We start from the raw sequence: 26,126 nt of genomic DNA, 5'->3' as shown, positions 1-26,126 counted from the left end.
GTCCCGTGCTCCCCCCGCCGTCAGCCGGTCTTCCAGCCCCAGGGTGTGTCCACGCGCGCCCACTCGTCGTCCCACTGGGCGAAGCGCCGGCGGTCGAGCCGGGTCCGGGCCAGCTTGGCCCCGCCGATGACGACGCCCGCGCTGGTCGTTCCCGCCCAGAGGCCGGCCAGGGTCGTCTGGAAGGCGATGTCGGCCGACGAGGCCGGCGGGGGCACCAGCGTGCCCTGCCCGTTCGTCCACACCGTGACGTGGTCGCCGGGAGTCGCGGAGACCGGGACCCTGGTCCGGCTCGTGTGCGCCGAGCCGTTCGCGTCCGTCCAGCGGACCGTGCCCCACCCCAGGGCGCCGCCCACCGGCCGGACCGCCCCGCGCGTCGCCTCCTGGGTCACCACGGCCGGCACCGAGCGGGTGCCGGCGCGGACCCGTTCCGCGGCCTGCTGCATCGCGCCCGCCGTCAGCACACCCGCGAGCACACCGCAGGCCACGGCCAGGACCCAGGCGACGAGCAGGATCCACGCCTCGACCACGTCACTGGTCCGCCTGAGCGGATTGCGCCGCCATCGCCACAGCCGGACTCCCGCACGACGTGTCACCTTCGACACCCCCTCGTGAGCATCGATGGCCCCTACTGCCAGTGTGCCCCTCAGAGGCGGTCCAAGGCCTGCGGGGAGCCAGGAAAGGGACAGCCGGTGGCACGGGCCGACCCCCGTGGGACCGCCGTGAGGCGCGCGGGCCGACGGGCGCGCCGGGCCTTTCGGACACGGATCGGTTAAGGCTTTCTCACAGGGCCGTTGCCGTACGGTGAGCACGCCATGATGGGACCATGACGCTCGCCGCGCGCGCTCTCTCCCAGCTGGCAACCTGGCCGGACCTCACGGAGGCGGTGCCGAGCTGTGGCAACGGGCAGGCGCTCAGCTCGGTGGGCGGGGAGATCGCCCACTTCCACTCCGACCGGGACGTCGACCTCCGCCTGACCGTCCGGGCGATCCGCCGCCTGGAGCGCGACCTGCGGCGCTTCGCCGCGATCCGCGTTGTGCCGGGTTCCTCGTGGGTGACGGTCCGCCTCGACGGCTCGGCCGACGTCGATCTGCTGATGAGTCTGATGAGCGTGGCGCTCAAGGCACAGCAGGGTCCGCCGGACGACGGCCGGACCACGCCCTGCGGCTGCAACGACGTCCGAGGTGTGGGCTTCGTGCGGCTGTGAGGCGGGAACGGGACGCGCGTCGCCCGTGACGCCGAAGCCGGGCAGGCGTCGCCCGCGACGCCGGTGCGGGACAGGGGCCGTCAGACGGTCAGCACCCGCAGGCCCGCCTCCTCGAACCCGCGCACCGTCTCCGGCCCCGCCGCCGCGTCCGTGACGAGCGTGTCGACCGACCCGGCCGCGCAGATGCGGGCGAAGGCCCGCCGGCCCAGCTTGCTGGAGTCGGCGGCCACGACGACACGCTCGGCGCGCTCGCACAGCAGCCGGTTGACGGCGGCCTCGGCCTCGTCGTGCGCCGCCGCGCCGTGCACGACGTCGAAGCCGACCACCCCGAGCACCGCCACGTCGAGCGTGACCTGGCTCAGCACCCCGTTCGCCAGCGGCCCGATGAGCTCGTACGACTGCGGCCGCGCAACCCCTCCGGTCAGCACGATCTTGAACTGGGGCCGGACGGCGAGCTCGTTGGCGATGTTGAGCGCGTTGGTCACCACGGTCAGCGCCGGGGAGCCGGAGGCGAGGTCGGCGCGCACCGCCAGGGCGCGGGCCACCTCCGTGGTCGTCGTGCCGCCGGTCAGGCCGACCGCCTCGCCGGGCGCGACGAGTTCCGCGACCGCCTTCGCGATCCGCTGCTTCTCGGAGGCGTGGCGGGCGGTCTTGTACCGCAGCGGCAGCTCGTAGGAGACGCCGTGCACCACGGCGCCGCCCCGGGTGCGGACCAGCATCTGCTGCTCGGCGAGCTGGTCGAAGTCCCGCCGGATGGTCGCGGCCGACACCCCCAGTACGGACGCCGCGTCCTCGACGTCCAGCCGGCCGCGCTCGACGAGCAGCTCCAGCAGCGCCTTCCAGCGGGCGTCGCGTGACATCCGCCTCCTCCGTTCCCTCGGTCCTTCGCGACCTTAACGCACCCTGCACGCCGCAAGATGCTTGATTGTGCTCGAAATTCGGCGCTATCGTGCATGAAAATGCATTCGGGGGCGAGTAGGAGGAGGGGCCATGAGCCATGTCGAGGACGAACTGACCAGCCAGCCCGAGTGCTGGGCCCGCGTCGCGGCCGACGTCGCCGTCCACGGCCGGGCCCTGCCCGCGCAGGGGGAGCGGGTCGCGATCGTCGGCTGCGGCACGTCGTACTTCATGGCCCAGGCCGCCGCCGCGCTGCGCGAGGGCTCGGGGCAGGGGGAGACCGACGCCTTCGCCGCCTCGGAGTTCCCCCACGAGCGCTCCTACGACCGGGTCGTCGCCCTTACCCGCTCCGGCACCACCACCGAAGTGCTCGACGTGCTGGGGGAGTTGAAGGGGCGCACCCGGACGACGGCGGTCACCGCCGACCCCCGTACCCCCGTGATGGACGCCGCCGACGAGGTCGTGGTCCTCGACTTCGCGGATGAACGCTCCGTGGTGCAGACCCGGTTCGCGACCACCGCCCTCACCCTGCTGCGCGCCCACCTCGGCCTGCACACCGACGAGGTCGTCGTCGACGCCCGCACCGCCCTGTCCGGGCCGCTGCCCGAACAGCTCGTCGCCTGTACGCAGTTCACCTTTCTGGGCCGGGGCTGGACCGTCGGACTGGCCAACGAGGCCGGACTGAAGATGCGCGAGGCCTCGCTGTCCTGGACCGAGGCCTACCCGGCCATGGAGTACCGGCACGGGCCCATCAGCGTCACCACCGACGGCACGGCCACCTGGATGCTCGGCCGGGCACCGGAAGGGCTCGCCGAACAGGTGCGCGCCACGGGTGGGTTGTGGATCGAGGGCGAACTCGACCCGCTCGCCGAACTGGTCCGCGCCCAGCGGCTCGCCGTCGCCGTCGCCGCGGCCCGCGGCCTCGACCCGGACCGGCCCCGCCACCTCACCCGCTCGGTGATCCTCGCCCCCTGACGTCCCGTCACCCCATCCGGCACCGGAAAGGACAGACCGTGCCGCTTGCAGCCACCGGCGAGCTGGTCGCCCGCGCCGCCGCCGCGCGCTCCGCAGTCGTCGCCTTCAACATCATCACGCTGGAACACGTCGAGGCCGTCGTCGCCGGGGCCGAGGCGGCCGGCGAACCCGTCGTCCTCCAAGTCAGCGAGAACGCCGTCTCCTTCCGCTACGGACGGCTACTGCCGCTCGCCCGCGCCGCCGCCGCGGCGGCCGAACGCGCCACCGTGCCCGTCGCGTTGCACCTCGACCACGTGCAGAGCGACGACCTGCTGCGCCAGGCGGCCGACGCCGGCTTCAGCTCGGTGATGTACGACGCCTCCCGGCTGCCGTACACGCGGAACCTCGCCGCGACCAGCGCGGCCGCGGCCTGGGCGCACGCCCAAGGGCTATGGATCGAGGCCGAGTTGGGCGAGGTCGGGGGCAAGAACGGCGCGCCGCCGCTGGACGCCCACGCCCCCGGCGCGCGCACCGACCCCGCCGAGGCGCACGCGTTCGTCACCGACTCCGGGGTGGACGCCCTGGCCGTGGCCGTCGGCAACACCCACGCCATGACCGAGCGCACCGCGGCCCTCGACCACGACCTCATCGAACGGCTCGCCGGAGCGCTGGACGTGCCGCTCGTCCTGCACGGCTCCTCCGGCGTCCCCGACGGCGAACTGACCGCCGCCGTCACCGGGGGCATCGCCAAGGTCAACGTCGGCACCGCCCTCAACATCGCGATGACCGCCGCGATCCGCGACTTCCTCGCCGCCCACCCGGAGGCCGTCGACTCCCGCAAGTACCTCGGCGTGGGCCGCGAGGCCATGGTGGGGGAGGTGCGGCGGCTCATCGGCGTGATCGGCGCACGCCGTACCGCGGCTACCTCTTGACGGCCCGCAGCACCACGAACTTCGGGTCGCTCGCGACGAGCCGGCTGTTGCCGAACAGCCGGCGCAGCTTGACGTGGTAGCCGAGGTGGCGGTTGCCGATCACCCACAGCTCCCCGCCGGGGCGCAGCGCGCGCCGCGCCCCGGAGAACATCCGCCAGGCCGTCTCGTCCGTGGTCGCCTGGTGCGAGTGGAAGGGCGGATTGTTCAGCACCAGGTCCACGCTGCCGGCCGGCACCCCGGCCAGCGCGTCGCCGACCCGGAACTCGGCCTGCCCCGGCACGCCGTTCGCCCTGTACGTGTCCTCCGCGGAGGCCACGGCCTGGAACGACTCGTCCGTGAACAGCACCTCGGCGCCGGGGTGCGCCAGGGCCAGCGCCGTACCGACGACACCGTTGCCGCAACCCAGGTCCACCACCCGCCGGGCGCCGCCGTCCGGCAGGTGCCGCAGGAAGAACCGGGTGCCGATGTCGAGCCGGTCGGCGCAGAAGACGCCCGCGTGGTTGACGACGGTCCGCCCGGACGCGGCGCCGATGCCGTCGGGCAGCGTGTAGGTGTGCGGCCACGGGTTCGCGGGCCGCTGCAGCGAGGGGTCCGGCGCGCAGAGGATCAGACGGGCCTTGCGCCGCGCGAGCGAGGTCCGGGTGGGGCCGAGGATCCGCTCGAACAGCGTCAGCGTGGAGGTGTGGACCTCCTTCACCATCCCGGTGCCGACGACGACCGTGCCCTCGTGGACCGCGGGCGCCAGGCGCAGCAACTGGTCCTCCAGCAGCGCCAGGCTCTTGGGCACCCGCACCAGCAGCACGTCGATCCGGCCGGGCGGAGGATCCTGCGTGGTCAGCAGGCGCACCGCACCGGGCTCCGCACCGCACCGGGCGAGGTTCGCGCGGGTCGCCTCCTGGGTCAGGAAGGAGTCGGTGATCTGCACCGGCCGGTGCGCGGCCAGCGCGGTGACCAGGGCGCCCCAGCGGTCGCCGACGACCACGACGGTCCCGGACAGGTCGGTGCCCTGCTCGTCGAGGTGCCCCAGCAGATACTCGTCGGCGGCGTCCCAGGCCCGGAGCCGGTCACGCGGGTCCTGCGGGAACCGGGCGAGCTCGAGCTCGCCCCACGGTGTGGTCATACGGTCGTTCATCGCCCGTCAAGGCTAGCGGAACCCCAGCTCACGCCGTGTCCGGCAGGATGGGAGGCATGGACGCCGAGCTGTTCCCGCGCGAGCGCAGGCAGATCGCGCCGGGCGCCGTGCACCTGCCGGACTGGCTGGATCCGGCCCGGCAGCGCGCGCTGCTCGCCGCCTGCCGCGAGTGGGCCCGCCCGCCGGCCGGCCTGCGCACGGTGCGCACGCCCGGCGGCGGCACGATGACCGCACGGCAGGTCTGCCTGGGCCGCCACTGGTACCCGTACGGCTACGCCGCCACCGCCGTCGACGGCGACGGCGCCCCGGTGAAGCCGTTCCCCGCCTGGCTGGACGAGCTGGCCCGCGGCGCGGTGACCGACGCCCTGGGCCCCGGCGCGGCGGGGCCCGCGCCGTACGACATCGCCCTGATCAACTTCTACGACGCCGAGGCGCACATGGGCATGCACCGCGACAGCGACGAGAAGTCCGGCGCGCCGGTGGTGTCGCTGAGCCTCGGCGACACGTGCGTGTTCCGCTTCGGCAACCCCGAGACCCGCACCAGGCCCTGGACCGACGTCGAACTGCGCAGCGGCGACCTGTTCGTGTTCGGCGGCCCCTCCCGCCTCGCCCACCACGGCGTGCCGCGAGTCCATCCGGGCACGGCACCGCCCGAGTTGGGGCTGACCGGGCGGCTGAACATCACTCTGAGGGTGAGCGGCTTCTGGCCCGGCCCGCCGGACGAGTCGCTGATCACCTGATGTGCGGATCATGGGAGACTCGCCCCCATGAGCGGCAAGGTGGACCCCCGGACGCCGGGGGAAGGGAGCACGTCCAGGACACGGCTGGACCGGGGGCGCGGCGCGCTCGGGCCCGCGTTGGAGCTCGTGCACACCGGGCGCGCGCCGACCCGCGCCGTCCTCACCGCCGAGCTGGGGGTGACCCGGGCGACGGCCGGCGCGGTGGCCGCCGAACTGGAGGCGCTGGGCCTGATCCGCGTGGACGCCCGGCCCGCCGCCGCGGCCGGTTCCCAGGGGCGCCCCTCGCACCGGCTCTCGGTCGCCGAGGAGGGGCCCGTCGTCCTCGCCGCGCAGGTGCACGCCGACGGATTCCGCGCCGCCCTGGTGGGCCTCGGCGGCCGGATCGTGGCGACCGCGCCCGGCTGCGGGACCGTCGACGCCGACCCGGCCGAAGTGCTCGGCTCCGTCGTCGAGGCGGGCGCCGAGCTGCTGCGCACGACCGGCCGGCGCTGCGTCGGCGCCGGACTCGCCGTGCCGTCCGCGGTCGCCGAGCCGGACGGCCTCGCCCTCAACCCGCTCCACCTGGACTGGCCCGCCGGGGCGCCGGTCCGCCGCATCTTCGCGCAGTGCGTGCGCGCCGCCGGGATCACCGGACCGGCCTTCGCCGCCAACGACGTCAACCTCGCCGCGCTCGCCGAGCACCGGCACGGCGCCGGGCGCGGCGCGCGCGACCTGCTGTGCGTGGCGACCGGGCACCGGGGCGTCGGCGGCGCCCTGGTCCTGGACGGGCGGCTGCACACGGGCAGTTCGGGCCTGGCGCTCGAGGTCGGCCACCTCACCGTCAACCCCGAGGGCCGTCCCTGTCACTGCGGCAGCCGCGGCTGCCTGGACGTCGAGACGGACCCGCTGGCGTTCCTCACCGCCGCCGGCCGCGAGAGCGGCCCCGAGGTGTCCCTGCTGCGCCAGGCCGAGGACCTGGTCCGCGACCACTACGACGACCCGGCCGTCCGCGGGGCCGTCGAGACCCTCGTCGACCGCCTGGGCCTGGGCCTGGCCGGGCTGGTGAACATCCTCAACCCGGACCGGATCATCCTCGGCGGACTGCATCGCGCCCTGCTCGACGCGGCCCCCGACCGCCTGCGCGCCGTCGTCGCCGGCCGCAGTCTGTGGGGCCAGAGCGGCGTCGTGCCGATCCTCTCCTGCACCCTCGACCACAACAGCCTGGTCGGCGCCGCCGAACTCGCCTGGCAGCCGGTCCTCGACGACCCCCTGACCGCCCTGCCCTGACCTGACCCGGCGCCGGAGCCGCGGGGCGCACACCCGCGTACGGCGCCCGGTCACCGCGCGCCTCCACGCGCCCCCGAGCCCCGACCCGTTGACGCGGCCTGGCCGGGCCCGGGTACTTCCCGCGTGGTAGGCGGCATCCCCCCCCCGCCCGCCGGACCGCGGCCTCGCTCCGGATCCGCCCCACAGGACGAGGCATGCCGCACGGAGCAGCCGCGGCACGCCCCCGTACTCCCCGGGAGGTAGCCGTACTGCCGCTGGCCGTACGACGACCCGGACCCCCTCCCCGAGCCACTGTCGATGCGGCACCGGAGAACTCTCCGCGGCTTTCTCGGCAGACCCCTCGAGGGAGATGAACCAAGATGCAGACCCTGGCGAACTGGGACGGCGGCCCCGGGCCGTGGATCCTCTTCTTTCCGCTGATCTGGGCGGCCGTCGCCGTCGGCGCCGTCACCCTGCTGCGCCGTACCGCATGGCGCGGCCGCGGCGCACCCTGGCGCGGCATGGGCACCGGGCCCTGGCGCGGCCCGGACGGGCGCCCCGCCGCCGACTCGCCGCTCGCCGTCCTCGGCCGCCGCTTCGCCTCCGGCGAGATCGACGAGGACGAGTACTGGCGCCGGCTGTCGGTGCTGGAGGAGCAGTTCGGCCGCACGGGCGGTGCCCGGTGACCGCCACGCCCGCCTCCACGGCACCTTCTCCCACCACGTCCGCCGCCAGGACGGCCGCGCGGGTCGTCGACGCCGTGAAGGTCCACGGCGCCGGCGACACCGCCGTACGGGCCCTGGACGGTGTGAGCGTCGCCTTCCCGGCCGGGCGCTTCACCGCGATCATGGGACCCTCGGGCTCCGGCAAGTCCACGCTGATGCACTGCGCGGCCGGGCTCGACACCCTCACCTCCGGCACCGCGTACATCGGCGACACCGAACTCGGCGGCCTCGACGACCGCCGGCTGACCCTGCTGCGCCGCGACCGGGTCGGCTTCGTCTTCCAGGCGTTCAACCTGGTGCCGACCCTGACCGTCGCCGAGAACATCACGCTGCCCCTCGACCTGGCGGGCCGGCGGGGCGATGCCGAATGGATCGACGCGCTCGTCGAGGTCGTCGGGCTGCGCGACCGCCTGCACCACCGGCCCGCCGAACTCTCCGGCGGCCAGCAGCAACGCGTCGCGGTGGCCCGCGCGTTCGCCGCGCGCCCGGACGTCGTCTTCGCCGACGAGCCCACCGGCAACCTCGACTCGCGCTCCGGCCAGGAAGTGCTCGGCCTGCTCGGCCGCGCGGTGCGGCAGACGGACCGCACGGTCGTCATGGTCACCCACGACCCGGTCGCCGCCGCCCACGCCGATGAGGTGCTCTTCCTCGCCGACGGACGCCTGGTCGACCGTATGGAGTCCCCGACCGCCGACCGGGTCCTGGACCGCATGAAAGCCTTCGAGGTGCGCACATGAACGCCTCCGTGCGCCTGAGCCTCTCCTCCCTGCGCGCCCACAGGCGGCGCTTCGCCGGCACCTTCCTCGCCGTGTTCCTCGGCGTCGCCTTCCTGGCCGGGACCCTGGTCATGGGCGACACCCTGCGCGCCAGTTTCGACTCCATGTTCGGCAAGGCGACCGACGGCACGGACGCCGTCGTCCGCAGCGCCGACGTCATCACCGCGCCCGGCGAGGGCCAGGGCGTACGCCGGCCGGTGGACACCGCGCTGCTGCGGACCGTCGAGCGGGTCCCCGGAGTCGCGGCCGCCGCCCCGGACATCCAGGGCGCGGGCCAGCTCATCGGCCGCGACGGCAAGCCCATCGGCGGCCAGGGCCCGCCCACCCTCGCCGGCAACTGGATCACCGACCCCGAACTCAACCCGTACCGGCTCGCCGAGGGGCGCGCCCCCGCGAAGCCGGGCGAGGCCGTCGTCAACCGCGGCGCCGCGAAGAAGGGCGGCCTGCGGATCGGCGACACCACGACCCTGCGCACCCCCGACCCGGTCGAGGTGACGATCGTGGGCCTCGCGACCTTCGGCGGCGAGGACGGCATGGCGCAGGTGACCTTCACCGGACTGACCCAGGGCGACGCCGAGAAGTACCTGACCGCCCGGCCCGGGGAGGCGGCGAGCATCCAGGTGCGGGCCGGGCCCGGGGTGAGCCAGGCCGAGCTGGTGCGGCGGCTTACGCCCGTGCTGCCCAAGGGCATCGAGGCGCTCACCGGTCAGGAGGTCGCGCGGGAGAACACGGACATGGTCTCCAGCCAGTTCCTGACCGTCTTCACCACGTTCCTGCTGGTGTTCTCCGGCGTTGCGCTGCTGGTGGCCACCTTCTCCATCCACAACACGTTCGCGATCGTCGTGGCCCAGCGCACCCGCGAGAACGCGCTGCTGCGCGCGCTGGGCGCGTCCCGCCGTCAGGTCACCGCCGCCACCCTCGTCGAGGCGAGCGCCGTCGCGCTGACCGCGTCCGGCGCCGGTCTTGCGGGCGGCATCGGGATCGCCGCCGGGCTCCAGGCGCTGTTCCCGGCGATCGGATTCCCCTTCCCCGAGGGCAGCCTGGTCGTCCAGCAGCTGTCCATGGCACTGCCGCCGGCGGTCGGTGTCGTGGTTTGCCTCGGCTCCGCGCTGACGCCCGCCGTACGGGCCGGCCGCACCGCTCCCATGGCCGCGTTGCGCGAGACGGCCGTCGACACCTCCGGCGCCTCCCGGGCCCGGGCGGTGGCCGGAGTGGTCCTCGCGGTCACGGCCGTCGCGGTGACCCTCGCCGGCGTCCTGGTCTCACCGTCCGTGTGGGCGGCCGGAGTCGGCGCCGTCCTGGCCCTGGCCGCCTTCGTGGTGCTCGGCCCGGTCGCCTCCGCCACCGCCGTACGCCTGCTCGGCAGCCCGCTCGTCCGGCTGACCGGTATCACCGGCGGTCTGGCCCGGCGCAACGCGCTGCGCAACCCGAAGCGCACCGCGGCCACCGCGAGCGCGCTGATGATCGGGGTCGCCGTGGTGTCGCTGTTCACGGTCTTCGGCGCCTCGCTCAAGGCCACCATGGACCAGACCGTCGCCCGGTCCTTCGCGGGCGACCTCGCCGTGAGCACCCCCTCCTTCGGGGCCGGCGGCAGCGGCCTGAGCCCCCGGCTGGCCGGGGCGCTCCAGCGGCTGCCCGAGGTGGACACGGCCGTCGGGCTCGGCCGGGGCGTCGCCGAGGTCGACGGCGAGGGGCGGGCCCTGACGGTCACCGACCCGGTCGCGCTCGCCCGCACCTTCGACCTCGGAACCGTGCGCGGCTCCCTGAACGGCCTGGGCGCCGACGGCATCGCCATCACCCGCGACGAGGCCGACCGGCGAGGGCTGACGACCGGGGACCGGACACGGCTGACCTTCACCGACGGCACCACGCGGACCTTCACCGTCCGCGCGGTCTACGGCCGGTCCGAACTCGCCGGCGACTACGTCGTCAGCCGCTCCGCCTGGGCCCCGCACCGCGCCCAGGACTCCGACCGGCTCGTCGCCGTGTCCCTCCGGCCCAGTGTGAGCGCGGAGGCGGGCAAGGCGGCCGTCGAACGGGTCGCCGCCCGGTACGGCGATCCGCAGGTGCAGACCCGCGACGAGTACGCGCGGTCCTCGGCGGGCGCGATCGACATGATGCTCACGCTGGTCTACGCGCTGCTCGCCCTGGCCGTGTTCATCGCGCTCCTCGGCATCGCCAACACGCTCACCCTGGCGATCCACGAGCGGACCCGCGAACTCGGTCTGCTCAGGTCCGTCGGCCAGACCCGGTCCCAGGTGCGGGCCATGGTCCGCTGGGAGTCGGTCCTGGTCGCCGCGTTCGGCACGGCGGGCGGGCTGGCCCTGGGCGCCTTCCTCGGCTGGGTTCTGGTGAGGGCGTCCGACGGCGAGAGCGGCACCGCGTTCGCCTTCGCCGTACCGCCGACGCAGCTCCTCGTCGTGGCACTGGTGGGGATCGCGGCGGGTGGGCTCGCGGGACTGCGCCCGGCCCGGCGCGCGGCCCGGCTGGACGTGCTGCGAGCCGTCGCCACCGAGTGAACACCGGGGCCGGACTCACCGCGATTCCGGCCCCCACACTCACCGGTGACCGGCAAACGACCGGGTGTCCGCGGGCGGCCTGTCGTGGTGTTCGGCCCGGCCTGGCCTGCGGCCTCGGCGGTCCCGGAGCCCTGCGGCGCGCGGTGACCGGTACGCGACCGGGTGTCCGCGGGCGGCCTGTCGTGGCCTATGGCCTGGCCCGGGCCCTGCGGACCCCGCGCTCACGGAGCCCCGCGGTGACCGGCACGCGACCGGGTAACCGCCCGGCCCTGTCGTGGCCTACGGGTCCGTCGTGGCCTACGGTCCGTCGTGGCACACAGCCCGTCTGGGTCTACGGCCCGTGAGGGCGTTCGGCTCGTGACGGACTACGGCCCACGACGGCGTCCGGCCTGTCACCGTCCCGCCCGGCCGCCCGGCCTCCTGGTCGGCCGACCACGGCGGATCCGGTCAGCCGACCACGGCCGGCCCGGCCGGAGCGTGGACGGGTCGGACGGGCCGTACGCCGTCGAGCGCGGAGGCGGCTTCGGCCAGACGGCGCCCGGGAGGCTCCGCGGTCACGAGCGCCGGCACCCGGGCCGGCACCGCGATCGAGGGGGCGGCGGTCGGCAGGGTGAACCAGACGACCTTGCCCTGCTCGCCGTCCGGCCGCGCGCCCCAGCTCTCGCTCATCGCGGCCACCATCGCCAGCCCCCGCCCTTCGGTGGCCAGCGGGGCGATGTCGCCCATCTCCTCCACCACGGGCAGGCGCGGGTCGTGATCGCGCACGGAGACCGTGAGCCGTTCGAGCAGCAGCTCGAGTTCCACGGTGCACAGCTTGTCGGGCCGGGCGTGCTGGTGGACGTTGGTCAACAGCTCCGTCACACCGAGCGCGGCCCGGTCTATCAGAGCGTCCAGATGCCAGTAGCGCAGGTGCGCCGATACGATTCTGCGGACCTGGCCGATCCGCGACGGCAGGGCTTGGAGCTCCACCGTGCAGTGCCTGCTTGGGTGACTGATCACGGCTGCGACTCCCCGACGTTGAGGTCCGGAAGAACACGACGTTTCGGATGCAGCAGGACGCCCGCGTGACATTGCCGCCTGCTGTCTGGCCGGCGGGCTGGTTCGCAGCGTTATCGCCGGTAAACCCTGAGTGACGTGAGACCAGCGTGACCCACGGGGTGATGTCACGCAACTTGCCTCGCTCAGCCGCCGCGCCGAGCCGCCCGGCGCACGGCCTCGACGAACCGGCGGGCCGCGGGCGGTCCGGGCTCGTCCGGAGCGGGATCGTGGTCGCCCAGGGTCAGCACGTACCGGTTGCCGCCCAGGTCGGCCAGCGCCCGGTCGTCCGGGGCGTACCAGGGCTGGGACGCGCGCACCGACTGCACCGGCGCGCTGTCGATCTCACTGCCGTAGCTGGTCAGCAGCTCCAGCCTGCCGTCGCGGATCCGGACCCGTCCGGCCCGGGTGAGCGAGCGCAGCCGCTTGTCGATCCGTACGCCCGTGGCCGTGAACTCCGGTTCGGCCATCTCCCGCCCCTCCGTGCGTGTCGCTTCGTGCGTGTCGCCGGCTCCCGTTCCGCCCGGTCCGCGAGCCGGGCCGGCTCGTTCGAGATCCCTGTGCCCCCGTCGGGTCCTTTGTCCCGCCGCGGTGCAGTCTGCACGCCTTGGACGCGGAGCACCAGTGCGCGCGGAGCGCTCGCCGGTGGCACCCGGAGCACTCAGGCGAATGCGCCCCCCGGCCCGTGCGCCCCTCGCCACGGTCCGGCCCCGGCGAGGCCTGCTCCCAAGCCTCGCCTTGAGCCGCTCAAAGATGCGTTTATGCAGGTGAGAAGCGTGTTGTAGGTGTCTATCATCGAGGACGTCCGGCCGCGCGGGACGCCGCCGGCGCACAGCGTAAGGAGCCCCGCCGTGAGCACCACCGAGCAGCGCCGGACCGGCGACACCCTCGACGTCGACCGCAGCGACAGCGGATACCGGGACTGGCTGAAAGAAGCCGTCCGCAAGGTGCAGGCCGACGCCAACCGCTCGGCCGACACCCATCTGCTGCGCTTCCCCCTGCCCGAGGAGTGGGGCATCGACCTGTACCTGAAGGACGAGTCGACGCACCCGACCGGCAGCCTCAAGCACCGCCTGGCGCGGTCGCTGTTCCTGTACGGCCTGTGCAATGGCTGGATCCGCCCGGGCCGCCCGGTCATCGAGGCCTCCAGCGGCTCGACGGCCGTGTCGGAGGCGTACTTCGCGAAGCTGATCGGCGTGCCCTTCATCGCGGTCATGCCGCGCACGACCAGCGCGGAGAAGTGCCGCCTGATCGAGTTCCACGGCGGGCGGTGCCACTTCGTGGACGACCCGCGCACCATGTACGAGGCCTCCGCCGCCCTCGCGGCCGAGACCGGGGGCCACTACATGGACCAGTTCACCTACGCCGAACGGGCCACGGACTGGCGCGGCAACAACAACATCGCCGAATCCATCTTCCGGCAACTGGAGTTGGAGCGTTACCCGGAACCGGCGTGGATCGTCGCCACCGCGGGCACCGGCGGCACCTCCGCGACCATCGCGCGCTACGTCCACTACATGCAGTACGACACCCGCATCTGCGTCGCCGACCCCGACAACTCGTGCTTCTTCGAGGGCTGGACCACCGGCGATCCGGACGTCACCTGCGACAGCGGCTCGCGCATCGAGGGCATCGGTCGGCCGCGCATGGAACCGAGCTTCGTGCCCGGCGCGGTCGACCGCATGATGAAGGTGCCGGACGCCGCCGCCGTGGCCGCCGTACGTGCCCTGGAGGGGGCCATCGGCCGCAAGGCGGGCGGCTCCACCGGGACGGGCCTGTGGAGCGCCCTGAAGATCGTCGCCGAGATGCTCCAGGAGGGCCGCCGGGGCAGCGTCGTGACCCTCCTGTGCGACCCGGGCGACCGCTACCTCGACAAGTACTACTCCGACGCCTGGCTGAGCGAACAGGGCCTCGACAGCGCCCCGTACACGCGGACCCTGGAGTCGTTCCTGACGACCGGGGTGTGGCCGGGCTGAGAAGGCCCTCGCCGAGGGGCCCTCAGATGTCCGCCTCGTCCTCGGGCTCGCCCGCCACCACCAGCCGCAGGTGCTCCGGGATCTCGGCGCGTGCCTCCTCGGCCAGCCCCGCGTCCGTCACCAGCGTGTCGATCCGGTCCAGCGAGGCGAAGGAACTCAGGCCGACCACACCCCACTTGGTGTGGTCGGCGACCACCACCACCCGGCGCGCCGACTGCACAAGACGCCGGTTGGTCTCGGCCTCCGCCAGGTTCGGCGTGGACAGGCCCGCCTCGGCCGATATCCCGTGCACACCCAGGAACAGCACGTCGAAGTGGAGCGCGGCGATCGCCTGGTCGGCCACCGGACCCACCAGCGAGTCGGACGGCGTGCGCACCCCGCCGGTCAGCACCACCGTCGCCGCGCCCTGCCGCTGACCGGAGGTGCGCTGCGCCGAGTGGAAGACGTCGGCGACCCGCACCGAGTTGGTGACCACCGTCAGATCGGGCACGTCGAGCAGGTGCTGGGCCAGCGCGTACGTCGTCGTACCGCCCGACAGGGCGATCGCCGTGCCCGGTGCGACCAGCCGGGCCGCCGCACGCGCGATGTCCTCCTTGGCCGTCAGCTCAAGACCCGACTTGGCCTCGAAGCCCGGCTCGTGCGTACTGGCCTCCACCACCGGGACCGCTCCGCCGTGCACCTTCTCCAGCACGCCCTGCCGGGCCAGCGCGTCCAGGTCGCGGCGCACCGTCATGTCCGACACGCCGAGCTTCCGGGTCAGCTCGTTCACCCGGACACCGCCGCGGCGCCGGACCTCGTCCAGGATCAGGGCGCGCCGCTGCTCCGCGAGGAGGTTCTGATTCTCACTCACGTGTGCTCCGGTTCCTTTCGCCTCAAGCCGTCCGACCCGCCCCGCGCACCCGCCGGCGGCGAGAAGGTCACGTCATGTGCTGCGGGGCGCGGACGTCCCATCCTGTCATGGGGCGGTTCCCGCCGCGCCATCGGCCGACCGACGCGCACATGCCGTCTTCGCCCTCCCCGTGCGCGGCTCCCGTCACCCGGATCGGGGAGATTCGGTGACGAGGGGTGTGCCGCGTGCCGCGCGGGGCGATCCTGGTGTCCGCACGGACACGGACCGACGGACGCGTCATGGGAGAAGTGCGAACAGTGGAACGTGCGCAGCGGCACCCGGAGACCGCCGAGGGGAACGGACCCGCCGCACCCGACGAGCCGACCGGATGCGCCCTGGAACTCCTGGTCCACGGCGTCGGCGGCACCACGCCCGAGAAGATGCTCGACGCCCCGCGCACGGTGCGGATCACCGGCGACGACACCGCGGCCGTCTTCCGGCGCGCCGAGGACGTCGACGCCGAGAACCGTCCGCGGGAGCCCGGTGAGCGCCCTGGCACACCGGTGCCCGAGGCGTACGTCTGGTGCAACCTGACCTCCGGCAACGGCGCCCGCGCCCTGTGGCTGTTGCTGCTGCCGTTCATGGTCGTCAATCTCGCCCACTGGATGCGCCCCGGTGCCCCCGGCCGCCCACGCGTCGTGAGCCTGTACGGACTGCTGGTGCGGCTGGCGGGGCTGACCCTGACGGTGCTGCTCGTCGCCGCCGCCTGCGAGGTCGCCCTCGACCTCACGGCGTGGCAGTGCGCGGGCACACACGCGTGTGCCGCACGGCACTCCTGGCTGGGCTTCCTGTCGCCCGCCGCCGGCGGCTGGTGGAGCATGCCCGGCCGCCGCCTGGCCCTGGCCGCGGTGGTGCCCGCCGCGCTCACCGGACTGCTGTGGTACCTGGCGCACCGCACCTGGAGCGCCTACGAGTCCACGCAGCCGATCTCCCGCGACCCGGTGCCCGAGGACGACACCGGCAACGGATCCCTGAGCCGCCCCGGCTTCTGGTACGGGCGCCGCCTGGTGGCCCGGCTGCGCGCCGCGCACACCGCCGCGGGCCTGCTGACCGTGGCCGCGACGATCGCCGTGCCCACGGCCTCCCTCGACCGCGGCCCCGGCGGCGACCGGGCCCTCGACACGGCGGGCCGGCTCCTGCTCACGGCCCTGTTCGTCTGGTCCGCCGCCGTGGTCTGGGTCGTCTGCCGTCGCGGTCGCACCGAGCACCTGCTCGACCGGCAACTGGACCGCCACCTCGTGCGACGGCTACCGCTCGGCGCCCTCCTGCTGCTCCTGCTCACCGCCGGGTACGCCGGATGGTCGCGCCCGGGCTGGGAGTCGGCCGGCCGGCTGGCGGGCGACACCGCCTTCGGCGGCCTCACGCTCGGCCAGGGCCTGCTGGTCGTCGCCCTCGCCGCCGTCGCCCACGCGCTGCACCGCACCCGCCCCGACCCCAGGGCCGCGCTGCGGGGCCTCGGTGGACCCGCGGTGGCGATGCTGGCCTGCGCGCTCGGCGGCGTGATGTCCGGCGGGGTCTGCCAGCGCGTCGCTGACTGGCTGGACGGCACCGGCACCTCGATCCCGGGCCCACCGGTCCTGCTCACCTGGCAGGCATCCGTCATCCCGCCGCTGCTCGTCGTGCTGCTGGCGCTCTGCGGCCGGCTGGCCCTGCGCGCCCGGCGGCTGGCCCGCGCCGAGCGCCCCGGGGTGGAACGCGACCACCCCGGCGAGCCGTCCGACCCCGAGCGCACCCGCCGGATCGCCCGCACCCGCGCGGTGGCCACCCTCACCGACGACGGGCCCCTCCTGGTCGGCGCCACCTCCGCCGTCACCCTCCTGCTGGGCGCCGGCGCACTCGTCGGCGCCCTCGGCACCGACCGCACACCGGCCGGGGCCGCGGCGGGAACCCACCCCGTCCTGCACGGCACGGCCCAGACCGCGCAGGCACTGGGCTCCTGGCTCATCGGACTGGGCTTCATACTCTTCGTCACCTGGGGCCGGCGCGCCTACAAGGACGCCTCCGCCCCGGCGCACCATCGGCATCCTGTGGGACGTCGGCACCTTCTGGCCGCGCGCCGCGCACCCCTTCGCCCCGCCCTGCTACGCCGAACGCGCCGTGCCCGACCTCACCTGGCGGATGGCGACCTGGACCCGGGCCACCGGTGGACGCCTGGTGCTGTCCGGGCACTCCCAGGGCAGTGTGCTGGCCGCCGCCGCGGCCTGGCAGCTCACCCCGCCGGTCCGCAAGCGGGTCGCCCTGCTGACCTACGGATCGCCCCTGGAACGGCTCTACGGCCGCTGGTTCCCGGCCCACTTCGGCCCGGCCGCGCTCGGCGCCCTGCACCGGGACGTGGACTGCTGGCGCAACCTGTACCGGCGCACCGATCCCATCGGCGGCCCCGTCCGGCTGCCCGGCGGCTGCGGCCCCGAGGTGGACCGCGCCCCGCTCAAGGACCCGCTCGCCTACGGCCGCACCGCACGCCATCCGCTGCCCGCCCCGATCCTGGGCCACTCCGACTACCAGGCGGACCCGGCCTTCGACGAGGAACGCCGGTGGCTGCTCGCCCGGCTGCGCCCGGACCTGCCGGCGCCCCGCGAAGGGCAGCCCGACGCCACGGAAGGCGCACCACGGACGGACACCGAACCGCCCGACGGGCGCGCTGCTCAGGGCAGCTCGGGCAGGTCCTCGGCGTAGAGCAGCGTCAGATCGTCCGTGCTCGGCTCGGCGAGCTGGGCGACCCGGCCGGCGTGCCGCTCCACCATCGCCTCGAAGGTCTGCCGCGCCGTGCGGCCGTTGCCGAACGCGGGGCCCTTGGGGACGGCGGTGAAGTACGCGAGCAGGGCCTCGGCCGTGGCCGGAGCCAGCCGGTACTCGTGCTCCTCGGCCTGCTGCTCCACGATCCGCAGCAGCTCGTCGGGTCCGTAGTCGCTGAAGGTGATGGTGCGGGAGAAACGGGAGGCCACACCCGGGTTGACGGACAGGAAGCGCTCCATCTCCGCCGTGTAGCCGGCGACGATCACCACCACCGCGTCCCGCTGGTCCTCCATCAGCTTCACCAGCGTGTCGATGGCCTCCTTGCCGAAGTCGCGCCCGGCGTCCTCCGGGGAGAGCGCGTACGCCTCGTCGATGAACAGCACGCCGCCGCGGGCCCGTTCGAAGGCCTCCTGGGTGCGGATCGCGGTGGATCCGATGTGCTCGCCGACCAGGTCGACGCGGGACACCTCCACCAGGTGGCCCTTCTCCAGGACCCCGAGGGACGCCAGGATCTCGCCGTACAGGCGGGCGACCGTGGTCTTGCCGGTGCCGGGGGAGCCGGTGAAGACGAGATGACGCTTGACCGAGGCGGCCTTCAGCCCGGCCTGCTGACGGCGCCGGCCCACCTCGATCATGTCGGTCAGGGCGCGCACCTCCCGCTTGACGCTGTCCAGGCCGACCAGCGTGTCGAGTTCGCCGAGGACGTCCTTCGCGGTCCGCGCGGGCACCGCCGGCTCACCGGCGGCCACCAGCGGCTCCTGCTCGGTGGTGCGCTGGCCGGGGATCGCGCCCAGCAGACCGCTGGACGGGGGCGCCGTCTGCACGGCCGTCTCCCGGGACACCAGCGGGCGCACACCGCCGCTCTCGTCGCTGGTGCAGTCCTCGACGACGGGTCCCGAACCGGCCCCGGCGTCCGGCCCGCCGTCCGCGAACTCGTAGCCCCCGCGGGCACACCGCTCCGTGCGGCACTTCTTGAGCGTCGTACGGCAGCCGTCGATCACATGGAAGCCGTAGCCGCCGCTGCCCGTCACCCGGCAGTCCAGGAAGCTGCCGCGGCCCCCGGCGGAGACGTAGAAACCGGCCTCGGCGGGGGAGGCGACCGTGCACCGCTCGATGGTGGGGTCGGCGCCCTTGGTGACGATCACGCCGGTCTGGGTGTCGTCCACGGTGCAGTTGTTGAGGGTGCCGCCGCTGCCGTGGTCGCGGAACCAGGCGCCGGTGGCCGCGTCCTTGATCCGGCAGTCGTCGAGCTGCGCGGTGGCGCCGTCGCTCACCGACACCGCCGTGTTGCGCACCTGCGACAGGTCGCTGTCGACGACGTCCGCGCGGGAGCCGCGGTCCAGCACGAACAGCGCGTCGGGCACGTCGTGCACCCGGCAGGAGTCGAGCACCGCGGTGGCGCCGTCGCTGACCCAGACCGCCGGGTAGTCGCCGGTGCTGTCGAAGATCTCGCACTGGTTGGCGTCCACGCGCGTGCCCGGGTCCCACACCGAAAGGCCGTTGCGCCCGAACTGACGCACCGTCGTCCGGGTCAGCGTGAGCACGGAGCGGGAACGCAGGTCCACCGCGTTCTCCGGGATGTCGTGGATGCGGCAGTCGGCCAGGGTCAGCACGGCGTCCGTGTCGAGCGTGACGCCGTCCGCGGCGGTGCGGTGCACATCGCAGTCGGTGAGGTGCGCGGTGGCCCGGCCGGTGATCTGGACGCCGCTGCCCCGTACCTCGTAGACCTCGCAACCCACTGCTTCCAGGGCGGAGTTGTCGCCGGTCGCGGTCAGACCCGCGCCGGAGGTGTGGTGGACACGGCAGTTCTCCAGCCGGGGATGGGCGCCACCGCGGACCGCCACGCCCGACTGCCCGGCCGCGACGACCTCGCACTCCTCGAACACCCCGCCACCGCCGTCGAGTACGGCGATGCCGATGCCGGCGGGGTTGTCGACCGTGCAGCGCCGCACGGTGGGCCGGGCGCCGCCGCGCACCTCGATGCCGGCCGCGGACCGGGTCACGATCCGCACGTCCCGGAGTTCCGGCGCGCCCTCCTCCACCAACAGGGCGGGCGCGGCGGAGTCCTGGCCCTCGACGTGCAGGTCCTGGAGGACCGCGGAGGCGCGCACGGTCAGGGGCACCCCCTCCGTGGGGGCGATGCGCACCGAGCCCGGGGCGCCCTCGGGGCCGCGCAGGGTCACCGCCCGCTGTACGACGAGGTTCTCCCGGTAGGTGCCCGGGGCGACGGTGAGCACGTCACCGTCGGCCGCGGCCTCCAGGGCGGCGGCGAGCGATGCGTACTCACCCGTGCGGCGCCGCCACCGCGATGTACCGGTGTGCGTCACCTGGACCGTGCCCTGTGCCATGGCGCTGCTGTGCCCCCACCTCGTGGTACGCGGGTTGGTTGATGCCGAGTGCGTCGGCCGGTCCACCGTAGCGTGCGCGCGGACGCTCGGTTGACCAGAGCCCAAAGGCCGTCAGCTGCCGGTGCCGGTGCGGCCCCAGTCCGGGCCGGCGCGGTCCCAGGCCTGGTCCCAGAGCGCGTACCGGCGGCGGTCCAGGCGCCAGACGATCAGCCTGCGTATGCACTCCACCAGGAGCGCGGTCAGCATGCCCGCGCCGCAACCGGCCAGCACGGCATGGGTCGTGGCCGTCGTGGAGTCCAGGGGCCGGGTCACCGTCCGGCCGTGCTCGTCCGTCCACAGCGTGAAGCGGTCGCCGGGGCGGGGCGATCTCAGGGTCGTCGTGACCGGGCCGTGCCGCCGGGTGCCGTCCGGGGCCGTCCAGTCGGCGAGGACGCGACTGCGCGGGTCCCGGCCCGTGTTGATCTCCGGGTCGGGATCCAGCCGGTTCAGTCTCTGCACCACCGTGGCCGTCACCTGGTGCCGGGACTGGCGCTGTTCACGCACGGACTCCTGAAGGGCGTCCTGGGCGAGGGAGCCGACGAGGCAGCCGGTCAAGGGGGCGGCGACGAGGACGAGCAGCAGCGCCACCAGGGCCACCCAGGCCTCGACGAGATCGGTTCCGCGCCGCAGCGGGTTGTGCCGCCAGCGCCGGAGTCCGCTGATCGCTCGCACCGTTGTCGCACCCCCCTTTTTTCCCTCCGTGATAACTCCGGCCGGAACCGTTCGCCCCCTCGTCGGCCGAAGAGAGAGGGAAATCACCTCGGCCGGCGAATCTCACTCATTCCTCACGAAAGCCCAACGACCGGGCCCCGCTCCGGGGTTCCCGCCCGCCGCCCGAGGTCATTCCAGGACGGTGACCGGGTCGCCGAGCCGGATGGTGCCGGTGTACTCGGGCACCAGGTACTGGCCGAAGATCAGTTCGCCGCCGAAGCGCCGGTGGCGGCCGAGGGTGCGCAGCGGTTCCTTGCCGCGGACGCCGGTGGCCTGGTCGGTGGTGGTCACCACGCAGCGTCCGCACATCTTGACGATCCGGAAGGCGACCTCCCCGATCGCGATGCGCGTCCAGTCGTCCTCGGCCCAGGCGGGGGTGCCGGCCACCACCACGTTGGGCCGGAAGCGGTTCATGGGGAGCGGGCCCTCGGCGGCGTGATCCCCCTCGGCCATCAGGGAGTTGAGGGAGGCCAGGGAGGAGACCGCGGTGAGCAGTAGCGGGAAGGCGTCGGCGAAGCTCACCGTCTCGCCGGGCAGGGCGTAGACCGGGTCGACGGGCCGGCGCGTGGCGGGGTCGTCCAGGTGGACCAGGCGCACGCCGTCCCCGGCGAGGGCGCCGCACCAGGCGTGGGCGGCCTCGTCCGCCGGTACGGCCTCCACCTTCTCGCCGAAGACGTCCACGGTGACCGTCTCGCCCGGCGGGGGGACGGCGACCGTGAACGGGGCCTGTCCGGGCGCGGAAAGACGCAGGCCGCCGCCGGGCTCGGGCTCGGCGGCGGCCAACGCGAGGTGTGGCTGCTGGCGTTGTGTGACGACCTTTCCCCCGTCGTCGATCAGCGCCCAGCGCCGGTCATCGGCCAGCCCCCAGGGCTGGACGACGGCTTCCGCGAGCGTGACGGCTCGCAGCGCCTTGACCGGGTGGATGTGCAGCGCGTGCAGTTCCGCGTTCCCCATGACCTCATCCTGCCAGGAGGCGCGGACAGCGGGGGAGTGGCTCAGTAGCCGCGGTACTGCTGGTTCCCGTACGGATCCTGGTAGGGCGCGGGGGCCGGCCGGGGGGTGGCGGGACGCATGGCCTCGTAGCCGGTGCCGTTCGCCATCGGGCGCGGTGGCTGCGGCTGCGGCTGCTGCGGGCCTGGGTACCCGCGTGGCGCGGAGGCCTGTTGCGGGATGTAGGCCGTGGGCGCCGGCTGCGGCGCCTGCGGGTAGCCGTAGGAGGGCTGGGACGGGGCCGCCGGGAGAGCGGGCAGCGCCGAGGGCAGCGCGGGCAGGTGGCTCCCGGTGCTCATCTGGCTGCCCGGGCTCATGTGGCTGCCCGTGTCGTACGGGGCCGGAACACGGATCGGTGCGATCTGCGGGGTTCCTCGCTCGGCCACGAGCGAGTCGTAGATCGGGGTGTCCGGGAAGGAGGCGGAGTAGTAGCCGCCGCCATAACTGGAGCGGGGGGAGGTCATGGCCATAAGTAAAGCCCACGATGTGCTGGTTGGGGAGACCGATAAGAGGGTTGTTTTCCGTGTCGGCGGTGACGTGAGGTCCCCAATCTGAGCGAACTTGGCGAAAAAGGGGCATCGGGCAATGCGCGGATGGTGTATAGGCCGATCTTGAGGCCGGGTTACCGGCGGTCTGCCAGCGTGTTCCGGTGCTTCTCATGGGAGTTCGGCGGGACCGGGACTAGGTTGGTGGGGTAGCGAGCCGACGGACTGCCGGGGCACGGCCTGTCCGACACGTGATGGGGGCGAAGCATGTCCATGCCGAAGGGGTCGAACACGCCGGTGCCCGCCACCGCCCTGCGCGTCGAGGTGGGCTGGCGCCGCGGTCCTGGCGTTCCCGACGCGGACGTCTCGGCGCTGCTGCTGGTGGACGGAAAGGTGCGTTCCGACGCGGACTTCGTCTTCTACAACCAACCGGCCCACCCCTCCGGCGCGGTCCGGCACGAGGGCAAGAACACCCTCGGCGACCAGGTGACCGACACCCTGCTCGTCGACCTCGCGCGCGTGGAGCCCTCGATCGAGAAGGTGGTGCTCGCCGCCTCCGCGGACGGCGGCACCTTCGGACAGGTGCCCGGCCTCTGCATCGAGGTCCGGGACGCCGGCCGGGGCGCGGTGGCCGCGCGGTTCGAGAGCACCGGCGCGACGGTGGAGACCGCGTTCGTGCTCGGTGAGTTCTACCGCCGGCAGGGCGCCTGGAAGTTCCGGGCCGTGGGGCAGGGCTACGGCAGCGGACTCGAGGGTCTGGCCACGGACTTCGGCATCAGCGTCGACGAGCCCCAGCACACGCCGCCGCCCCCGGCCCCGCGAGCACCCGGCATGGCGCCGCCTCCGCCCGCGCCGGCCCCCTTCCCGGCCACGCCCCCGCCGCCGGTGGGCCCGCCGGTTCCCCTGCCGCCGCCGACCTCGGCCCCGGTCACCACGGCGCCCTCCGGTACCCCCGCGCCCGCCATGCCCCGATCCGCCGCGCCCACGCCCGCCGTGCCCGTCCCTGCCGCACCCGCCGCCCCGGTCCGCCTGAGCAAGGTGACGCTCACCAAGGCGGCCCCCTCGGTGTCGCTGGCCAAGCAGGGCGGAACCGGCGGCGCCATGCGCGTGAACCTCAACTGGCAGGTGCGCAAACAGTTCTCCGGCTGGGGCAGCAAGCGCGGCCGTGCGGTGGCCATGCACAGGGACCTCGACCTCGACCTGTGCGCCCTCTACGAGCTGTCGGACGGCCGCAAGGGCGTCGTCCAGGCCCTGGGCAACGCCTTCGGCGCGCTGCACCGGCCGCCGTACATCCACCTCGACGGCGACGACCGGACCGGCGCCGCCGCCGACGGCGAGAACCTCACCATCAACCTGGACCACACGGGCGACTTCCGTCGCATCCTCGTCTTCGTGACCATCTACGAGGGCGCCCGCTCGTTCGCCGACCTGCACGCCACGGTCACCCTCCAGCCGCAGCACGGCGCCCCCGTCGACTTCTCCCTCGACGAGTGCACGGTGCCCTCGACGGTGTGCGCCCTCGCCCTGATCACCAACAACGGCGGCGACCTCGTGGTCCAGCGGGAGGCCCGCTACCTGGTGCCCGAACGCGGAGTGAGCCCGCAGCGCACCATCGACCGCGCCTACGGCTGGGGCATGAACTGGACCCCGGGCCGCAAGTGAGCGGCCACCGGCTCACCCCTCGTCGGGCACGGCGTCCGGACGCGCGTACGTGCGGCCCTTCCAGGCCGCACCGCGTCCCCGGTAGTGCTGCACCGCCGAGTCGACCGTCATCAGCAGATAGAGGAAAGCGGTGAACGGCAGCAGGGGAGCGAGCCACGGCGGCTGCCGGTAGTAACGGAGCATGGGGACGTACGTCGCCGCCATCACCAGCCAGGCCGCACCACCGGCGAGCGCCGCCACCGCGTCGCCCGCGGCCAGGCCCGTGGCGAGCGACACCGGCGGCACCAGGTACACCAGCGCCAGACCGGCGACCGTGCCGAGCAGCAGCAGCGGACTGTGGCGCAGTTGCGCGTAGGCGCTGCGCGAGACCATCCGCCACAGGTCGTGCAGCCGCGGATAGGGGCGCACGCTGTCCACCCGCTCGGCGAGCCCCAGCCAGATGTGGCCGCCGCCGGTCTTGACGGCCCGGGCGAGGGCCACGTCGTCGATCACCGCCTGCCGGATCGCGTCCGGGATCCGCGCCCGTTCGGCGGCCTCGGCGCGCAGCAGCACGCAGCCGCCCGCGGCCGCCGCCGTCCGCGCGTCCCGGCGGCCGATCCGGCGGAAGGGGTAGAGCTGCGCGAAGAAATAGACGAAGGCCGGCACCACGAGCCGCTCCCACACACTCTCCGCCCGCAGCCGCGCCATCTGCGAGACGAGGTCGTAGCCTCCGGTGCGCGCCGCCGCCACCAGCTCGCGCAGGCTGTCCGGGGCATGGGCGATGTCGGCGTCCGTCAGCAGCAGGTAGGCGGGACCACGCGCGCGTGCCAGGCCGATGCCGTGCCGGACCGCCCACAGCTTGCCGGTCCAGCCGGCGGGCGGTTCGCCCGGTGACGCCACGGTCAGCGGCAGCCCGCCGTGCCGCCGCGCCAGTTCACGGGCCAGCTCGCCGGTGCCGTCGCGGCTGCCGTCGTCGATCAGGAAGACCTCCGCCCGCCCCGGATAGTCCTGGGTGAGCAGGGAGGGCAGGCTCTCCGGCAGGACGGCGGCCTCGTCCCGCGCGGGAACGACGACGCACACCGACGGCCAGTCGTCGGGGGGCGGGTCCGCGCGGGGCGGGAGCCTGACGTCCGTACGCCAGAAGAAGCCCTGGCAGAGCAGCAGCCACAGCCAGGCGGCGAGTGATCCGACGGCACTCCACTCGATCACGCTCACCCGCGCAGTCTGCCCCACCCGGGCGGCCGGTTCGAGGGGATCGACTATCGTGACCGGGTGAAGATCGCGCTCATGGACTCCGGGATCGGGCTGCTGGCGGCCACCGCCGCGGTACGGCGGCTGCGCCCCGACGCAGACCTCGTGCTCTCCCTGGACCCCGCGGGCATGCCGTGGGGCCCACGCACGCCGGAGGACCTCACCGCGCGCGCCCTGGCCGTCGCCGAGGCCGCCGCCGCGCACCGCCCGGAGGCCCTGATCGTCGGCTGCAACACCGCGACCGTGCACGCGCTCACCGCCCTGCGCGCCGCCCTGGAGCCGGACCTGCCGGTCATCGGCACGGTGCCGGCGATCAAACCGGCCGCGGCCGGCGGCGGTCCGGTCGCCATCTGGGCGACGCCCGCCACCACCGGCAGCCCCTACCAGCGGAACCTCATCCGCGACTTCGCCGACGGCGTGCCGGTCACCGAGGTGCCCTGCTGGGGCCTCGCCGAGGCCGTGGAGCACGCGGACCAGACGGCGATCGACGAGGCCGTCGCCGCGGCCGCCGCACTCACCCCCGCGGACGTGACGACCGTCGTCCTGGGTTGCACCCACTACGAACTGGTCGCCGACCGCATCCGGGCCGCCGTCCGGCAACCGGAAGGCCCGTCGCCGGCCCTGCTCGGCTCGGCGGGCGCCGTCGTCGCCCAGGCGCTGCGCCGGATCGGCGCCCGGCCAGAACCGGAGGCCCTGGCCGAGGGTCGCGTGACCGTGCTGCTGAACGGACGGGAGGGCGCGCTGCCCGCCCCGGCGCTGGCCTACGCGGAAGGCCGCCTCCTCCAGCAGGCCGCACCCGTCCGCTGACCCGGGTCCGGCCACCGGACGCGTCCGTCCGGGTGCGGCCGCCCGGTCCCGTCGCTGCGCGCGACGCGCTACCCGCGCAGCGAAACCTGAGTAA

22 protein-coding genes and 1 pseudogene are annotated in these 26,126 nt (G+C 74.2%); 12 read left to right on the top strand and 11 right to left on the bottom strand.

Annotated features, from left to right (window positions below; genetic code table 11):
- Window positions 1-20 precede the first annotated feature (20 nt).
- Complete coding sequence (locus ACF09J_RS20170) at window positions 21-593, bottom strand: hypothetical protein (protein ID WP_392306791.1); 573 nt, start codon at window positions 591-593, stop codon at window positions 21-23.
- Window positions 594-823: 230 nt separating this feature from the next.
- Between ACF09J_RS20170 and ACF09J_RS20165 the strand changes: the two genes are divergently transcribed.
- Complete coding sequence (locus ACF09J_RS20165) at window positions 824-1,204, top strand: luciferase family protein (RefSeq protein ID WP_392306790.1); 381 nt, start codon at window positions 824-826, stop codon at window positions 1,202-1,204.
- Window positions 1,205-1,284: 80 nt separating this feature from the next.
- Here ACF09J_RS20165 and ACF09J_RS20160 read toward each other — a convergent pair whose 3' ends face one another.
- Window positions 1,285-2,064: a DeoR/GlpR family DNA-binding transcription regulator gene (locus tag ACF09J_RS20160; RefSeq protein WP_392306789.1), complete on the bottom strand. Its 780-nt coding sequence runs from the start codon at window positions 2,062-2,064 to the stop codon at window positions 1,285-1,287.
- A 130-nt stretch (window positions 2,065-2,194) separates the two neighbouring features.
- Here ACF09J_RS20160 and ACF09J_RS20155 point away from each other — a divergent pair, with 130 nt between their 5' ends.
- Together ACF09J_RS20155 and ACF09J_RS20150 are read left to right on the top strand one after the other, a co-directional pair.
- Window positions 2,195-3,076, top strand: coding sequence for an SIS domain-containing protein (locus tag ACF09J_RS20155; RefSeq protein WP_392306788.1), 882 nt, complete (start codon window positions 2,195-2,197; stop codon window positions 3,074-3,076).
- A gap of 38 nt (window positions 3,077-3,114) precedes the next feature.
- Window positions 3,115-3,987, top strand: a complete 873-nt coding sequence (locus ACF09J_RS20150; RefSeq protein WP_392306787.1) for a ketose-bisphosphate aldolase — start codon at window positions 3,115-3,117, stop codon at window positions 3,985-3,987.
- On the opposite strand, the gene ACF09J_RS20145 is transcribed toward ACF09J_RS20150, so the two are convergent.
- A complete protein-coding gene (locus ACF09J_RS20145) occupies window positions 3,977-5,107 on the bottom strand; it encodes a methyltransferase (RefSeq protein ID WP_392306916.1) in 1,131 nt (376 codons plus the stop codon). The two genes, ACF09J_RS20150 and ACF09J_RS20145, sit on opposite strands and share 11 nt — an antisense overlap.
- A gap of 68 nt (window positions 5,108-5,175) precedes the next feature.
- Here ACF09J_RS20145 and ACF09J_RS20140 point away from each other — a divergent pair, with 68 nt between their 5' ends.
- From ACF09J_RS20140 to ACF09J_RS20120, 5 genes are all read left to right on the top strand, one after another.
- On the top strand, window positions 5,176-5,859 hold the full coding sequence (locus ACF09J_RS20140) for an alpha-ketoglutarate-dependent dioxygenase AlkB family protein (protein WP_392306786.1): 684 nt from the start codon (window positions 5,176-5,178) through the stop codon (window positions 5,857-5,859).
- Window positions 5,860-5,886: 27 nt separating this feature from the next.
- Window positions 5,887-7,125: an ROK family protein gene (locus ACF09J_RS20135; protein WP_392306785.1), complete on the top strand. Its 1,239-nt coding sequence runs from the start codon at window positions 5,887-5,889 to the stop codon at window positions 7,123-7,125.
- A gap of 359 nt (window positions 7,126-7,484) precedes the next feature.
- A complete protein-coding gene (locus tag ACF09J_RS20130; RefSeq protein WP_392306784.1) occupies window positions 7,485-7,790 on the top strand; it encodes an SHOCT domain-containing protein in 306 nt (101 codons plus the stop codon).
- On the top strand, window positions 7,787-8,566 hold the full coding sequence (locus ACF09J_RS20125; protein WP_392306783.1) for an ABC transporter ATP-binding protein: 780 nt from the start codon (window positions 7,787-7,789) through the stop codon (window positions 8,564-8,566). The genes ACF09J_RS20130 and ACF09J_RS20125 overlap by 4 nt, the downstream gene beginning before the upstream one ends.
- Window positions 8,563-11,124 carry an ABC transporter permease gene (locus ACF09J_RS20120; protein ID WP_392306782.1) on the top strand — a complete coding sequence of 854 codons (2,562 nt, stop codon included), beginning with the start codon at window positions 8,563-8,565 and terminating at the stop codon, window positions 11,122-11,124. The genes ACF09J_RS20125 and ACF09J_RS20120 overlap by 4 nt, the downstream gene beginning before the upstream one ends.
- A gap of 447 nt (window positions 11,125-11,571) precedes the next feature.
- On the opposite strand, the gene ACF09J_RS20115 is transcribed toward ACF09J_RS20120, so the two are convergent.
- Together ACF09J_RS20115 and ACF09J_RS20110 are read right to left on the bottom strand one after the other, a co-directional pair.
- On the bottom strand, window positions 11,572-12,123 hold the full coding sequence (locus ACF09J_RS20115; RefSeq protein ID WP_392306781.1) for an ATP-binding protein: 552 nt from the start codon (window positions 12,121-12,123) through the stop codon (window positions 11,572-11,574).
- A gap of 182 nt (window positions 12,124-12,305) precedes the next feature.
- Window positions 12,306-12,629 (bottom strand): hypothetical protein, encoded by a 324-nt coding sequence (locus ACF09J_RS20110; RefSeq protein WP_392306780.1) that lies wholly within the window; start codon window positions 12,627-12,629, stop codon window positions 12,306-12,308.
- A 381-nt stretch (window positions 12,630-13,010) separates the two neighbouring features.
- On the opposite strand from ACF09J_RS20110, the gene ACF09J_RS20105 reads away from it, so the two are divergent.
- Complete coding sequence (locus ACF09J_RS20105) at window positions 13,011-14,135, top strand: PLP-dependent cysteine synthase family protein (RefSeq protein ID WP_392306779.1); 1,125 nt, start codon at window positions 13,011-13,013, stop codon at window positions 14,133-14,135.
- Between the two features lie 22 nt (window positions 14,136-14,157).
- Here ACF09J_RS20105 and ACF09J_RS20100 read toward each other — a convergent pair whose 3' ends face one another.
- On the bottom strand, window positions 14,158-14,985 hold the full coding sequence (locus tag ACF09J_RS20100) for a DeoR/GlpR family DNA-binding transcription regulator (protein ID WP_392306778.1): 828 nt from the start codon (window positions 14,983-14,985) through the stop codon (window positions 14,158-14,160).
- A gap of 278 nt (window positions 14,986-15,263) precedes the next feature.
- On the opposite strand from ACF09J_RS20100, the pseudogene ACF09J_RS20095 reads away from it, so the two are divergent.
- Window positions 15,264-17,700, top strand: a pseudogene (locus ACF09J_RS20095) (hypothetical protein).
- Here ACF09J_RS20095 and ACF09J_RS20090 read toward each other — a convergent pair.
- The 4 genes from ACF09J_RS20090 to ACF09J_RS20075 form a co-directional block, all read right to left on the bottom strand.
- Window positions 17,670-20,108 (bottom strand): right-handed parallel beta-helix repeat-containing protein, encoded by a 2,439-nt coding sequence (locus ACF09J_RS20090; RefSeq protein WP_392306777.1) that lies wholly within the window; start codon window positions 20,106-20,108, stop codon window positions 17,670-17,672. The pseudogene ACF09J_RS20095 and the gene ACF09J_RS20090 sit on opposite strands and share 31 nt — an antisense overlap.
- Before the next feature lie 111 nt (window positions 20,109-20,219).
- Window positions 20,220-20,819, bottom strand: a complete 600-nt coding sequence (locus tag ACF09J_RS20085) for a hypothetical protein (protein WP_392306776.1) — start codon at window positions 20,817-20,819, stop codon at window positions 20,220-20,222.
- A 168-nt stretch (window positions 20,820-20,987) separates the two neighbouring features.
- On the bottom strand, window positions 20,988-21,812 hold the full coding sequence (locus ACF09J_RS20080; protein WP_392306775.1) for an MOSC domain-containing protein: 825 nt from the start codon (window positions 21,810-21,812) through the stop codon (window positions 20,988-20,990).
- 41 nt (window positions 21,813-21,853) lie between these two features.
- Window positions 21,854-22,312, bottom strand: coding sequence for a DUF6643 family protein (locus ACF09J_RS20075; RefSeq protein ID WP_392306774.1), 459 nt, complete (start codon window positions 22,310-22,312; stop codon window positions 21,854-21,856).
- 294 nt (window positions 22,313-22,606) lie between these two features.
- Between ACF09J_RS20075 and ACF09J_RS20070 the strand changes: the two genes are divergently transcribed.
- Window positions 22,607-23,995, top strand: a complete 1,389-nt coding sequence (locus tag ACF09J_RS20070; protein ID WP_392306915.1) for a TerD family protein — start codon at window positions 22,607-22,609, stop codon at window positions 23,993-23,995.
- A 12-nt stretch (window positions 23,996-24,007) separates the two neighbouring features.
- Here ACF09J_RS20070 and ACF09J_RS20065 read toward each other — a convergent pair whose 3' ends face one another.
- Window positions 24,008-25,207 (bottom strand): glycosyltransferase, encoded by a 1,200-nt coding sequence (locus ACF09J_RS20065; RefSeq protein WP_392306773.1) that lies wholly within the window; start codon window positions 25,205-25,207, stop codon window positions 24,008-24,010.
- Between the two features lie 39 nt (window positions 25,208-25,246).
- Between ACF09J_RS20065 and ACF09J_RS20060 the strand changes: the two genes are divergently transcribed.
- The gene (locus ACF09J_RS20060; protein WP_392306772.1) at window positions 25,247-26,032 is read left to right on the top strand and encodes a glutamate racemase; all 786 of its coding nucleotides are present in this window, start codon (window positions 25,247-25,249) and stop codon (window positions 26,030-26,032) included.
- The last annotated feature ends 94 nt before the right edge of the window (window positions 26,033-26,126 follow it).

It is taken from the genome of Streptomyces sp. NPDC014889, assembly GCF_043081205.1.
Lineage (GTDB): Bacteria > Actinomycetota > Actinomycetes > Streptomycetales > Streptomycetaceae > Streptomyces.
Note: the sequence above shows the minus strand (reverse complement) of the source record. Positions and strands in the feature narration are given on the sequence as shown.